Source organism: Amorphoplanes digitatis (assembly GCF_014205335.1).
Lineage (GTDB): Bacteria > Actinomycetota > Actinomycetes > Mycobacteriales > Micromonosporaceae > Actinoplanes > Actinoplanes digitatus.
Window position 1 is genome coordinate 2671869 of record NZ_JACHNH010000001.1, and the last position, 14583, is coordinate 2686451.

7 protein-coding genes are annotated in these 14583 nt (G+C 71.9%); 6 read left to right on the forward strand and 1 reads right to left on the reverse strand.

Annotated elements, in window-relative coordinates:
- The first annotated feature begins 41 nt into the window (after positions 1 to 41).
- A complete protein-coding gene (locus tag BJ971_RS11545; RefSeq protein ID WP_184992370.1) occupies positions 42 to 3182 on the forward strand; it encodes an NACHT domain-containing protein in 3141 nt (1046 codons plus the stop codon).
- On the opposite strand, the gene BJ971_RS11550 is transcribed toward BJ971_RS11545, so the two are convergent.
- Positions 3139 to 3537: a hypothetical protein gene (locus tag BJ971_RS11550; protein WP_184992372.1), complete on the reverse strand. Its 399-nt coding sequence runs from the start codon at positions 3535 to 3537 to the stop codon at positions 3139 to 3141. The genes BJ971_RS11545 and BJ971_RS11550 overlap by 44 nt on opposite strands.
- A 133-nt stretch (positions 3538 to 3670) precedes the next feature.
- On the opposite strand from BJ971_RS11550, the gene BJ971_RS11555 reads away from it, so the two are divergent.
- The 5 genes from BJ971_RS11555 (at position 3671) to BJ971_RS11575 (ending at position 14517) form a co-directional block, all read left to right on the forward strand.
- The gene (locus tag BJ971_RS11555) at positions 3671 to 4372 is read left to right on the forward strand and encodes a helix-turn-helix transcriptional regulator (protein ID WP_184992374.1); all 702 of its coding nucleotides are present in this window, start codon (positions 3671 to 3673) and stop codon (positions 4370 to 4372) included.
- 102 nt (positions 4373 to 4474) lie between these two features.
- Entirely contained in the window at positions 4475 to 6955 is a 2481-nt protein-coding gene (locus BJ971_RS11560) for an eCIS core domain-containing protein (RefSeq protein WP_184992376.1), read from the forward strand.
- Between the two features lie 10 nt (positions 6956 to 6965).
- The gene (locus BJ971_RS11565; RefSeq protein WP_184992378.1) at positions 6966 to 7367 is read left to right on the forward strand and encodes a hypothetical protein; all 402 of its coding nucleotides are present in this window, start codon (positions 6966 to 6968) and stop codon (positions 7365 to 7367) included.
- Positions 7368 to 7768: 401 nt separating this feature from the next.
- Positions 7769 to 10906: a DNRLRE domain-containing protein gene (locus tag BJ971_RS11570; RefSeq protein ID WP_184992379.1), complete on the forward strand. Its 3138-nt coding sequence runs from the start codon at positions 7769 to 7771 to the stop codon at positions 10904 to 10906.
- Positions 10907 to 10986: 80 nt separating this feature from the next.
- On the forward strand, positions 10987 to 14517 hold the full coding sequence (locus BJ971_RS11575) for a LamG-like jellyroll fold domain-containing protein (protein WP_221478771.1): 3531 nt from the start codon (positions 10987 to 10989) through the stop codon (positions 14515 to 14517).
- Positions 14518 to 14583 lie beyond the last annotated feature (66 nt).

Genomic DNA, 14583 nt, shown 5'->3' on the forward strand with positions numbered 1-14583 from the left:
CGCAGGCCGGTGGTGCGGCGCGCCGCCGATAACCTGACAGGATGCGGCGAGAGCCATCGTTCACCTTCCGCGGCGCCCTACGCATCCTCGGCCGGACCGAGACTCCGCTCATCGACAAGCTCGACAGCCTGCTGGGCGGGGTGATCCTCGCGGCGGGCATCGGCACCGGCCTCGCCGCGGTCGGCGGGCCGGCCGGCGCGGCGGTCCTGGCGCCGGTGTGGCAGTGGGTCGACCAGAAGAACGAGGCCGGCGGCATCCTGCGCAAGCTGGTCGGGCGATTCGGCTTCCGGATCAACGGGGCGGCCGGGCTCGAGCGGCGGCAGCTCATCGCCGCGGCGCACAGCACGATCGCGGTCGCCGCCTACTTCGAGGCCCTGCACGCGGCGATCGCCGGCGCCGGGCTCGGCGGGCTGAAGCTGAGCGCCAAGGAGCGCGAGAAGATCGCCCTCGGCGCCGTCCCCGGCCAGGCCGCGTCGCTTGTCGAGCGGCTCTACTCGAGCGAGATCCCGGCGCCGTCCGCGACCCGGGGCTACGCCGAGAACGTGTCCCGGATCGAGGAGTGGATCGGTGACCTCCACAAGTCGACGATGGACTTCATGGAGTCGCTCGACCTCCTCCGGCTGATCGAGCGGCAGATGCATCCGATCGTCCGGCAGGCCACGCGGCGGTACCAGACCTACTACATCGACCTCGCCGCCGCCGTACCGGAATTCAAGATCTGGTCTGATCTCGACGAACACGCGGCGACCCGCCGCACGGTGGAGACCTCGTTCCAGGAGCTCAGGACGCTGCTCGCCGGCCTGGGCGGTAACGCCGAGCGGACGCCGACGGCGGCGCAGGTGCTGGACCGGGCCAACACCGGCCGGCTGCGCGATCCCGTGGTGTCGACGAGCGTTCCCTGGCCGGAAGCCACCTTCCGGTTTCCCAACGTCGGCGAACTATTCGTCCCGCCCGGATTCCGGATCTGCGTCTTCGACCCGGCGACCCGGGCCTCCGACGACGACTGGTGGTCCGGCCTGCCGCTGCACCATCACCTGGCCGACCGGCTCGCCGCGCACCTGCTGTCCACCCACGCCACCCAGGTGCCGCTGCTGCTGCTCGGCCACCCCGGCGCGGGCAAGTCGATGCTGACGAAGATGCTGGCCGCGAGCCTGCCGTCGGCCGGGTACGCCACGGTGAGCATTCCGCTGCGTGCCGTGCGCGCGCACGCCTCCATCCTCGACCAGATCCAGGAGGGTCTCGACCTGGCCACCCACCGCCGGCTCAGCTGGGCACAGCTCGCCGACGAGACCGCGGACCGGATGCGGGTGGTGCTGCTGGACGGCCTGGACGAGCTGCTGCTTGCCGCGAACCTCGACCGGACCGGCTACCTGCAGGAGATCGCGCGGTTCCAGGAGGTGGAGGCCGATCAGGACCGCCCGGTCGCGGTCATCGTCACCTCGCGGACCGTGGTGGCGGACCGCGTCGACATCCCGTCCGGAACCCCGATCCTGAAGCTCGCCGAGTTCGACGACGACCAGATCGGGCAGTGGATCACCCGGTGGGACGACGCGACACCCGGCCTGGCGACCGCGCCGCACACCCGCCGGCTCACCCGGCAGGAGTCGCTGCGGCAGCCGCACCTGGCGCGGCAGCCGCTGCTGCTGATGCTGCTCGCCCTCTACGTGAGCGGCCCGGGCGCACCCGAACTCGACACGGTCTCCTCGCAGGCCATCCTCTACACCCAGTTGTTCACCCGGTTCGCGGGCCGGGAGACCACCAAGGAGATCCGGCGGACGCTGCTGCGCGAGGAGGCAAGGGCGGCGATCGAGGCCTCGATCGACCGGCTCAGCATCGCGGCGCTGGCGATGTTCAACCGCGGCCGCCAGCACGTCGGCGCGACCGAGCTGGGCCACGACATCGAGGCGCTGACCGGCGGTTCCGAGGAGCGCCGGCTCAAGGAGGCGGGTCAGCGGCTGCTGGCGGAGTTCTTCTTCATCCACGCCTCCGAGGCCACCCTGACCGGCGACACCACCGAGCGGTCGTACGAGTTCCTGCACGCCACCTTCGGCGAGTACCTGGTGGCCCGGAAGATCATCGAGGTGCTGCGGGACATGGCCGACGCCGCCTACAACGGGCGCCGGCGGCGCGACCCCGACGACGACCTGCTGCACGCCGTGCTCTCGCACCAGGCGCTGGCCACGCAGAAACCCATCCTCCAGTTCGCCAACCAGTTCTTCCGCACCCTCCCGGAGCTGGAACGCGCCCAGATCACCGAGGTCGTCGAGTTCCTCATCGGCCGATGGCGCACCCGGCCCTCCTCGGAGCGGTACCGCTCCTACCGGCCCATGCCGTTCGACCAGCTACGGCAGCTGGCCGCATACTCCGCCAACCTGCTCGTGCTGCGCCTGAACCTCACCCCCGACGGACGGTTGACCAGGTCACCGCAGCTGACCCAGGACTGGCCGTCGCTTGTCGCGCTCTGGAACGCGGGCCTCGACCCGGACGCCTGGCTGGCGACGCTCGGCGCGATGACGCTTGACCGCCGGGACGGCACGATCCGCACCGGGCCGCCCGGCCACGGACACAACTTCCCGGAGTTCGACAGCGCCCGCCTGATCGGGAACCACCGGATAGCCGGCCAGCTGGGCCTCGGCGCGGCCGTCCTGCACGGCGTCCGGGACGTGTTCACCGCCGAGAACTGGCGGCTGATGATGCAGAGCTGGCTCATCCCGGCGATCGCCTTCGGCGAGTGGGACCGCGTCGTGGTCACCGCGCCGCCGCCCCGGACGACCGAGACGGATCGGCGGGAGATCGCCGGGCTGCTCGGCTGTCTGCTGCGGATGCGGGTGTCGGGCCTGCGGATCTCGGAGGCCGAGGCGATCGTCGGCCTGCTGCTGACGCTCGACGACGCGCCCGACCCGCTCACCCTGGCCCTCGCGGTCTGCGAGCATCCCAAGCTGCTGGTGCATGTTCCGGCGCTCGCCAACGCCAGGCTCTACCGCGGGAGCCCCGCCGTCGCCCTCATGCTGTACGGCGCGCAGGAGCGGGTCGCTCCCGGCGACCGCGCGCAGTGGCAGGACCTGTATCACGCGGTCGGGTCGGCGGCCGGCGCCCAGCCCGACCGCGGGCGCATCGACTCCCGGGAGGCGGGCCTGCTCATGCTTCAGGTCGCGCCCGGCAAGGACTCGCCCCGCCGCTGAGCCGGCCGCCGTTCACGTGCTTCGCGTACGCGTCGTTGGACCGGACCTCGTAGGTCAGCCGCCTGGCGAACGTGAGGTCCGCGACGTCGGGCGCCCAGAACGCGATCTCGGCGGCCAGGTCGGGCGCCTGCGCCGCCAGCGGCGCCGCGGCCGTCGCCGAGACGTAGCTGCCCGGTGCCCGCAGCTTCTCGACGTGGCAGACCCACTGCCACGTCCGGCCGATGACGGCCCGCAGATCAAGATCAAACCACATCGGATCCGTGTACGCGGCCGCGTGCAGCGACATCGACCGCGCGGGATCGGCGTCGTAGCCGGCGGCGATGTCCCGGACGTCGTGCTCGTTCACCGCCGCCATGCACCGAAGGCTATCAACGTGTTCTAAAACAACCCCGGCTGCACGCCCGGCTTCTTCGGCTGACGTTCCTGTCCGATTCTGTAAGACTTGCCTGCCGTGGTGGCCGATCGGTCGCCACGGCAGGGGGGTCGAGATGTCCGACGAGTTCGCCGCCGACGTGGCCGGCATCGCCGCCCTCGGCGAGCCGGTGCGCCGCTCCCTGTACCGCTACGTCATCGCGCAGGACCGGCCGGTCAGTCGGGAGGACGCGGCCGTCGGCGTGGGGGTGGCGCACCACGCCGCGAAGTTCCACCTCGACCGGCTGGCGGCGGACGGCCTGCTCGACGTCGAGTACCGGCGGCCGCCCGGCCGCTCCGGCCCGGGCGCCGGGCGCCCCACCAAGCTGTACCGCCGCGGCGCCCGCGAGATCACGGTCAGCCTGCCCGAGCGCCGCTACGACCTCGCCGGCCAGGTGATGGCCGAGGCGCTCACCCTCGCCGCCCGCGACGCGCTGCCCGTCGGCGAGACCCTGCGCGACGCGGCCCGCTCGGCCGGGCACCGCCTCGCCGAGACCGCCGAGCCGGGCACCGCCTCGCCGCGGCAGGCGGTCAGCGACCTGCTGGCCCGGTACGGCTACGAGCCGCGGGCCACCGGCGACGACGTGGTCCTGGCGAACTGCCCCTTCCACCACCTCGCGCAGACGCACACCGAACTGGTCTGCGGCATGAACCTCGACCTCATCGACGGCGTCCTCGACCGGCTCTGCCCCGGCCGGATGCGGGCCCGCCTGGACCCGGGGCCGAACCACTGCTGCGTCGCCATCAGCGACATTCCGTCGCCCGCGGCAGGCGAATGAAATTCAAGTACGGCCGAATTTCGTCATGGAGCAGGCCGTCCGGTCTCGATGAACTGACGATCACGGACAGTGCGGGCGGCGGGATGGTCCTATGGTGACTCCATGTCCGCGGGACGCGAGCGCGACTCGACGCCCGGGACCGCCCGGCAGCCTGAGCGTCCCGAGGCGCCCCGGCCTGCCGCGCTGCCCGGACTGTTCGGCGTGCGCGGCGTCAGCAACGCGGCCATCGCCCGGCTGATCCGCGACGGGCCCGGCGCGGAGCTGTCCGCGGCCTCAGCCGGGCGGATCGGCGCGCTGATGCGCGGCGGCGACGCGTTGCCGGCCGGGCAGCGGGCCGGGCTCGAGGGCGGCCTCGGCGTCTCGCTCGACGGCGTGCGGGTGCACGGTGGCGAGCCGGCGGCAGAGGCGGCGGACTCGGTGGGCGCCGCGGCCTTCACCGTCGGGCAGCACATCTTCCTCGGCCGCGGCGGCGCCGCGCCGGACGTGGTCGCCCACGAGGTGGTGCACACCGTGCAGAACCGGGGCATCCCCGCCGCGCCGGCGGTCGCCGCGGGCACGCCGACCACCGATCCGGCCGGCGCCGTCGAGACCGAGGCGGTCTCGATCGCCGCCCGGCTGGCCTCCGGCGCCGGCGCCGGCGCACAGGTCACCGGGCGGGGCCCGGCGGCCGTCGCGGGGGCCTGGCGGTGGGCGCCCGACACGCGTACGCCGCGGCAGCAGATCGACGACGCCCTGCGCTCCGAGGACGCCGACGACGTCAAGGCGATCAGCAACGTCTACCTCGCCACGGTCGACGAGCGGATCAAGCTGCTCGAGATCCTGGTCGACCAGTGGTGGGCCGGCAACTCCGACGAGCTGAAGATGGAGGAGATCTGGGGCAGCTTCGGCTCCTCCGTGCTCGCCGTCGCCGGCCCGCGCCAGCGGCTCTGGGACAACTGCGTCGACAAGGGCGCCGACCTCGACGAGCTGCCCGAGATCGAGCGCGTCAACGCCGGCTTCGTCGCCGATGTGACCGCCCTGGCGCGGCAGTTCCTGGAGCTCAACGCCAAGGCGATCGAGGCCGAGGTCGGCAGCTACGGCCTGCCGCCGTCCGGATCCGCGCCCGCCGCGCCGACCGCGGCGCAGACCGCACAGGTCATGGACCTGCAGAAGATCGCACAGTCGGTGGCGCTGTTGCAGCTCGCGCAGGAGCAGGCGCGGGCCACCCCGGTCGGCTACGAGGTGCACGTCGAGTCGATCGCGCCGGACGCGCCGGCGGTCGTCACGGTCATACCGGCGATGTTCGACCCGAACAAGCCACCGCAGCTGACCGAGGACCCGGACATCTTCCTGACGCCGACGTTCCATGCCGATCTTCAACCCTACGAACCGATCCGGAAGGCGTACGCGGAGACCGAGGCCCTGCTCGCCGTCATCCTCAAGGGCTATCCGGCGATCTACGCGGTGACCCGGGCGAACTCCAGCGCGGCCACCGAGCGATTCGCGGCGATGAACCCGGCCGCGGCGCGCGCCGAGCTGTCCACCGGGCTGCACGCCGTGCTCGGCTCGATCGCCTCGGCGCAGGAGAAGCTCGGCGACGACCTGGATCCGCTCGACCTGCTGCCCCTGCACGAGCAGCTCTACCACGGCACCCGGGGCGCCTCCGGCGTCGACTGGACCGGCGTGATGGCGCAGCGCCTCGCCCGGGAACAGGTCAAGGACCACGAGCTGTACCTGGCGCTGCGGGCCATGGGGCTGCAGCTGGGCTCGCAGCTGCTGTTCATCCTGGCGCCGTTCACCGGCGGCGCGACGCTGGCGCTGGCGTTCGTGCTGGGCGGTGTGACCCTCGCCGGGGTGCAGTGGTCGATGAGCGGCGACCACTACCGGGCGCTCGCCGACGCGGCCGGCACCGCGGCAACCCCCGGCACCGAGCTGGTGACCAACGAGCAGGTGGCGGCGGCGGAGGCCGCGCACACCGCCGACACGGTCGCCCTCGGCCTGGCGGTACTCACCGCCGGGCTGGCCCTGGCGGGCGCCGGCGTCGCCGCGATGCGGACCCGGATGCTCAACGCGCAGCGCGCCGCCCTGCTCAACGAGGTCGGCCCGGCCTCGAACGTGAACACCTTCCGCGCTGCCGAGGTGCCGTACACCGAGCCGCCGGATCTTCGGGTGGCCAAGCCGGGACAGCCGCTCGCGCTGGACGAGCTGAAGCCCGGCCGGCGCTACCTGTGGGTGATCGACGAGGCCGGCAACTTCAAGGTGGCCGACGAGGGGCAGGCCGGGATGTTCCCGAAGCGGGCCCCGCTGCCGGAGCCACACCCGTCCGCCGGGGAGGCGCCGCTCAAGCACGGCGACCTGTCGCCCGGGCCGCAGGGGCAGGCCCGCGGCGCGGCCCGGGCCGGGGGAGAGCTGCGCGCCGAGTTCGGGCCGGACGGCAAGTTCACCGGCCGCTGGATGATGAACAACGACTCGAGCTACACATTCAACCGGGTCGACGGTCAGATGCTGGGACAGTCCAGCCTCGACGCGGCGCACAAACTGCTCGGCACCACCGGCACCGACATGTCCAAGATCTTCACGGCCAACACGTCCGGCGCCCGGTAGGTTGGCGCCCGTGACCGAGCATGAGCTGAGCCGGCTGATCGACGCGCACGACGTCGAGGCGATCGCGGCGCTCCCGGCGTACGAGATCGACGATTTTCTGCGGGAGATCGTGCGTGCGGTGGCGGAGTCCGGGCGGGACTTCGACGCCGACCGGCTGGTGTCGCTCGGCAACACGCTGCGGCTGGCCGGGCAGGGCCGGGCCGATAGTGCGCTGGTGGCCGAGCTGTCGCGGCGGCCGACCGAGCGGGCGCTCGACGCCGTGTGTGTGATCCTGATGGGGCTCTGGAACGGGCCCGCCGATCCGGTCGCGCTGGAGACGCTGATGTCGGTCGAGCGGCAGCTCGAGCCGGCCGATCCGTCCGCCGTCCATTCGTACCGGGTCGCCGTCGAGAAGGCGCGCAGGCTCGGATAGTTCACCGCCGATCTCGACGACGAAACGGTCGCCGGGAAGGACGAGATCGGCACACTGATCGAGCCGCACGGGAATTCGGCGCGGCGGCCGAATCCATTCTGTTCGACCGGCGGCGGATCCCCGCCTCGAAATTAGCTGGTGAATACAGCCGATCGTCGCCAACGCCGCCTTGTGCTGGGAATACATTGCCCCGGACGCTGAACCATACCAACGCCGGCCGATCTCCGTGGACCCGAACGTGTCGGCGGGGTGTGATGTGATCCGTTTCACGGACGTCGATGGCCGAGTGCTTCCAATTGTGGCGAGAGGTGTTCACGTTCGGGGTTGCGGGGGCCGCCGGGGATTGCCTAGGGTCCGCTCCACAAAGTTCATACACGGGGGAGGGACCAGTGGCGCGTCTTATGACAGCCACGGTGCGATCATGTCTTGCGGCAGCCGGTGCTGCCGTTGTCGTGGTCGCATTGTTGGGAATTCCGGGCGATCCGGCGGAGAATCTCGCCGCGGGACCGCTGGGTTCGGGAACGGATGAGGCGGTGTCGCTGCGCGCGGCGCGTGAGACCGGCAAGGCCGTCCAGATCAGGAGCCTCACGTCGGAGACGACCGAGGTGTACGCCCTGCCCGACGGAAAGCTCCGCGCGGACATCTCGGCGGGCATGCAGCGCTTTCGCCGCAACGGATCCTGGGTCGCCGTCGACCAGACGCTGAAGCCCGCGGCGGACGGCTCGGTGGCGGCCGTAGCCCACCCGGGCGACCTGTGGATCTCCGGGCCCCAGCCGGCCGGCGAGCACGACCTCGCCGCCGTGGGCACGGGCGAGGACCGGGTCGCGATGCGCTGGTCGGGCGCGCTGCCCGCGCCGGTCGTCGACGGGACTCGGGCCACCTATGTGGACGCCCGCCCGGGCGTCGACCTGGTGGTCGAGTCGACCCGTCAGGGCTTCGAGCAGTTCCTCGTCGTCAAGGACCGCGCCGCGATCGACCAGGTCGCCGGCATCGCCTTCACGTTCGGCGGCCCCGGCGCGGCCGCGGCGAAGCAGGACGCGAGCGGTGCGATCACGCTGACCGGCGCGTCCGGCCGGCAGACCTTCCGCATCCCGGCACCGCTGATGTGGGACGCGAAGAAGACCGTCGCGGGCACCCCGGCGCTGCGCAAGCCGGTCCGCACCGGGCTCGCCCGCGGCGGCGACCGGGTCGAGCTCAAGCTGAACCCGGACCTCGCCTGGCTGCGCGCGGAGTCCACCACCTTCCCGGTGACCATCGACCCGACGCTGAACCCGGCGACCACGACGTTCGACACGTACGTGCGGGACAAGGTGACCACGGATCAGAACCAGGAGCCGGACCTCCAGATCGGCCTGCTGGCCACCAGCCCGCCGACGCTGGCCCGGTCGTTCCTCACCTGGGACACGACCGTGCTGTCCGGCAAGCAGATCACCGCGGCGACGGTGTCGTTCTGGAACTACTGGTCGCACACCTGCACGGCGACGTCCTGGGAGATCTGGACGACCGGCACGTCGACCTACACGACCACGTTCACCAACCAGCCGGCCTGGAACCAGCGCGAGGCCACGTCGACCGCCACCCACGGCTCCACCGACTGCGCGGACGCCTGGTCCAACATCGACGGCAAGAACTTCTTCCAGCACGCCGCCACCGCCAACAAGACTCGGGCCGGCATGGGCGTGCGGGCCACCGACGAGACCGCCGTCGCCGGGTTCAAGCAGTTCCGTTCGCGTGAGGGCGCCGCCGCCACCGAGGACCCGAAGGCGTCGGTGACCTACAACGCCTGGCCGACCGTGACCGCCCGCGCCACGGTGCCGGCCACCAGCTGTGTCACCGGCACCGGCCGTCCGCTCGTCAACACGCTGACGCCGCAGCTCAAGGCCACCGTCACGGATGACGACGGCACCGCGATGACGGTCACCTTCGAATGGTGGACGCTCACCGGCACCGCGCCGATCGGTTCGGTGGCGGTCGCCTCGGTCGCCTCCGGCGCCACGGCGACGGCGACGGTCCCGGCCGGTGCGTTCGCCGAGGGCGGCAGCTACCGGTGGCGGGTGAAGGCCTCCGACGGCACCGCGGGCAGCGACGTCCCGACGTCCTACTGCGAGATGACCGTTTACGACACGGCACCGCCGGTCGCCGGCTGCACCCCCGGAACGCCGTCGGACTTCAACGGTGACGGCGTCGAGGACGTCGCCATCGCCGACCCGGACGCCACCGTTGACGGCAAGGCCAAGGCCGGCCGGATCCACATCTCGTACGGCGGCACCGGCGCGGTGCAGAACGTCGACGAGAGCAACGCACAGGTCAGCGGCGCGATCGAGGCCGGCGACGAGTTCGGTCACTCGATCTCGGCGTACGACGCGAACAACGACGGGTGCACCGACCTCGCCGTCGGCGTCCCCTTCGAGGACATGGGCACCATCGTCGACGCGGGCATGGCCCACCTGCTGCTCGGCGCTCCGGCCGGGCTGGCCAAGGGCCCGGCGTCGCTGACGTACCACCAGGACGTCGGCTCCACCCCGGAGGCGGGCGAGGCGCAGGACTACTTCGGCTTCTCCGTCGCGGGCAGCCGTACGCCGGCGGGTCAGTCGTACCTCGTGGTCGGCGTGCCCGGCGAGGACATCGGCACGGCGATCGACGCGGGTGTCGCGCACTTCTACCGCGGCGCGCTGAACCTGCTGCTCCAGTCCGGCACGCCGATTCCCGGCGCGTCGGAGAACGACGACCAGAACGGCTACGCGGTCGCCGCGTCGGCAAACCACTTCGCCGTCAGCGCTCCGGGTGAGGCGATCGGCACGGCCGAGTTCGCCGGTGTCGTCAACGTGTTCAGCAGCCAGGAGCTGGTCAGCGGCCTGCCGAAGCTGGCCGCGAACCTTCAGCAGGACACGGCGAACATCGCCGACGTCGCGGAGGCTAACGACAACCTCGGCAAGTCGGTCGCGATCGCGCCGTACCGGCCCGCCGGCGCGCCGGCCGGGCAGGCGGACTCGTTCGTGGTTGTCGGCGTGCCGGGCGAGGACACCTCGGCCGAACTCACCGACACCGGCCTGGTGCAGCGTTTCCACGTCACCGCGGCGGCGACGTTCACCGAGCTGCCCGCGATCAGCGCGGGCGCACAGGACGGCGCCTACCTCGGCGAGGACGTCGCGGTGGTGAACACCGCGCCGGCCGCGGAGGGCACGAACGCGACGATGTTCATCGCCGCCGGAGCGCCGGGCGAGGACGTCGGCGAGACCCTCGACGCCGGGCGGGTGCGCGTTTACCCGGCGCTGGCGAACCCGGTCGGCACCCCGGTGGTGATCGACAGGCGGGAGTCGAGCCTGCCCGGCGCGGCCCGCGCGCAGGAGCTCATCGGCACCTCGCTGACCGCCGGCCCGAAGCGGCTGTACCTGGGCACGCCGTACGGCGACGCCGCCGTGTACGCCTTCACCTGGTCGGGCCTGGCCGCCGGCACGGCGACGCCGGCCATCACCTGGAAGCCCGGCGAGGGCGACCTGCCGGCCGGCGCGGCCGCCTTCGGCTCGGCGATCGGCTGAGGCGACAGATGACGAAGCAGAACGCAACGGGGGAGGACCGAACGGTGGAGCGTCGTCAATTCAGACGAGCCCGGCCGTCCATGGTGGGCCTGGTGGCCGGCCTGGCGGCATTGATCGCCGCGACCGTGTACGTGCGGCCGCCTGACCCGGCGCCGGCGCCGGTGCCCGTGGCCGCGGTGGAACAGGACCCGGTCCGCGACACGGAGGCCGAGGCGCTCGTCGCGGCCAGGAACCTCCAGCAGCCGGTCGAGGTGTTGTCGCAACGCTCGGAGTACCGCGACGTCTTCGCACAGCCGGACGGCACCCTGATCGCCAACGATCACACCCAGCCGGTCCGGGTGACCCAGGGTGACCGCTGGGTTCCGGCGGACCCCACCCTGGTGGCCGGTTCGGACGGCACCCTGGCGCCCACCGCCGCGCTGCTCGGGATGCGGCTGTCCGCGGGCGGCACCAGCCAGGCGCCGCTGATGGTCGTCACGCGCGACGAGAAGACCATGACGCTGACCTGGCCGTTCGGCACGCTGCCGCCCGCGACGATCATCGGCAACGGCGACCAGGCCAAGTACGAGAACGTCCTGAAGGACGTCGACCTGATCGCGAACGTCACCGTCGAGGGCTTCTCGCACGTACTGGTGCTCAAGACGCCGGAGGCGGCGCAGCTGCCGGAGCTCCAGAACCTGCGGCTCGGCGTCACCGGGGTCGGCCTGACGATCCAGGAGACCGAGGGCGGCGGCGTCGTGGCGCTCGACCCGGCCACCGGCAACCCGGTGCTCGAGGCGGATGCCCCCACCATGTGGGACAGCGCCTCCGGGCCGGGCGGGGAGGGTGTGGCCGCCCGCGGCGTCGCCGCGAAGGCGGACTCGGACCCGGACTCCATTCCGGCGGACGCGCGCGGACCGGGCGACCACTCCGTGGTGGCGCCCGTCGGGCTGGACTACGCGAAGGGCACGCTGACGCTGACCCCGGATCCGGCCGTGCTCGCCGACCCGGACACCGCGTTCCCGCTGTACATCGACCCGGTCTGGCAGAGCAACACGAACAGCGGCTGGGCGATGGTCGACAGCGGATATCCGAACGAGGAGTACTGGAAGTTCGACGGCAAGCGGCACGAGCGGATCGGTCTCTGCCCCGAGGCGTGCAACAGCTCCAAGGTCAAGCGGCTGCTGTACCAGATGTCCACCCCGTACGCGGGCAAGACGATCCTGAGCGCCGAGTTCCGGGTGACCATGCAGCACGCCTGGAACTCCACCGCCCGCGCCGCGTCGCTGTACATGATGCCGGCCACCGCGAAGATCAACTCGGCGACCAACTGGAGCAACCAACCGGGCGGCAGCGACTGGAGTGACAACACGTTCCTGGAGACGAAGTCGCCGACCAGCACGCAGGGCAGCTGCACGGCGACGAACCAGAACGCCGCCTGGAACGCCAAGAAGGCCCTGGACCGGGCCGTCTCGGAGAACCTGAGCTCGGTCATCCTCGGGCTCAAGGCCACCAACGAGGGCGACTACACGCACAGCAAGCGGTTCTGCGACAACGGCCTGCTCTCGGTGCGCTACAACCGGGCGCCGCTGATCGCCAACCAGAACGAACTCACCATGTCCCCCGGCGGGCAGTGCGTGTACGGCACCGCCAACGCGCCGTACGTGGACGTGCCGCCGCGGCTGAACGCGGTCATGCGCGACCCGGACCACTCTTCGGCGCACACCGAGCAGGTCAAGGCCGAGTTCAAGGTGACCTGGACGCCGCCCGGCGGTTCGCTGGTGACCCGCGGCTACACCACCCCGCTGAAGGCCAGCGGCTCCCTGTTCACCTACAACACGCCGACCGACATGCCGCAGAACGTCCCGATCTCCTGGGAGGTGCGGGCCAGCGACGGGACCAGCTGGGGCCCGTGGAGCTCGGACGGCTCACGCAACGTCTGCCAGTTCCTGTACGACAAGAGCAGCCCGAGCGCGCCGGATGTCGACTCCGACGTCTACCTGCCCTCCGACAAGGCGGACAACGGCACGGCGACGGCGTCGGTGTGCATCGAGGACGACCAGTGGCGCGGCTCGATCGGCGTGCCGGGCTCCTTCGTCTTCGACTCGGCCGCGACCGACGTGATCGAGTACCGGTACGGCTTCAACACCAACCCGGTGCCGACGAACGTCCTGAAGCCGACCACCGACGGCGGCCCGGTGACGCTGCCCAACTGGTACCCCGACAAGGAGGGCCCCCGGACGATCAACGTCCAGGCGGTCGACCGGGCCGGCCGCAGCAGCAGCATCGCCTCCTGCACGTTCCGGGTGGGCAAGCGCCCGCCGGCCGCGCAGTGGTCGCTGGCGGAGGTGGCCGGGGAGAACGCGGCCGAGGACCAGCTCGGCGACAGCGACGCCACGGCCGGCGACGGCGTGACCTTCGGCGTGGAGGGCCCCGGCGGCACCTCCGACACGGCGGCCCGCTTCGACGGTACGGCGGACGGCTACCTCGCCACCGGCCGGCGCGTCCTGCCGGACACGTCGGTGAACTTCACCGTCAGCGGCTGGTTCAAGCTCGACGACCCGGCCCGTAACCAGACGGCGGTCAGCCAGGACGGCTCCGGCGGTCCCGGCTTCTCGCTCGGCGTCGCGAACGGCAACTGGGCGTTCGAGATCCCGATGACCGAGGTCAACTCCCTCGGCTCCTGGAAGGTGACCGCCGGCGCGGCCACCACGGCGTGGACCTACGTCTCCGCCTCGTACGACCAGGTGAACCGCGTGCTGTCGCTACAGGTCGGCTCGGCCGCACCGGTGCTCGCGCCGCGGCGCTCGCTCACCCGGTCGCGCGGCCCGCTGCAACTGGGCCGCCGGCTGGTCAAGGGCGGCTACTCCGGGTACTGGCAGGGCGCGATGGCCGACGTCTCGGTCTTCGACCGGCTGATCCTCGCCGAGGAGGTCACCAGCCTGAAGAAGGTCGCGCCGACCCGGCTGGCGTACTGGCGGATGAACGCCGAGACGAGCAAGGTCAGCCCGGAGGACCGCGGCGGCACGGGCGTCACGCTCGGCCCGGACGCCACGATCTACAAGCACCCGGCCCTGTCCCTGCTCGGCGGGGGCCACCTCGCCCTGAAGGGCTCGGCCAACAGCTACGCCACCGCGGCGGTCAACCCGGACATGGCCAACAGCTTCTCCATCGCCGCCCGGGTGAAGCTCACCAGCAACTGCTCGGGCACGCCGATGACCGTCTTCTCGGTCAAGGGCGCGCACAGCAGCCCGGTCGTCGTGCGCTGCAACACCGACGGCTACTGGGAGCTGGCCATGACGGACACCGACAAGGTGCAGCCGGCCTGGCAGTCCCGCGGCGGCGAGCAGGTGCCGCGGCTCATCGGCAAGGGCGACCACCTCACGCTGGTCTACAACGGCTACGCCCGTGAGATCTCGCTGTATGTCAACGGTCAGTGGGTCGACGCGATCGAGCTGGCCGCGCCGTTCGTCGCCACCGGCGGCGTGCAGATCGGCCGGGCCTTCCTCGACGACGCATTCCGCGAGCACCTCTCCGGTGCCGTGGACGACGTCCGCGTCTACAACGGCGTCGCCGACCAGGACCTGATCCAGAAGATCAGCATCCAGGTCAAGGAACAGCTGCCCCTCTGACCCTGATGGACGCGGGGTCGCCGCCAGCCCCCGGCGGCGGCCCCGCCCGCTCCCGACCCCTGGAGG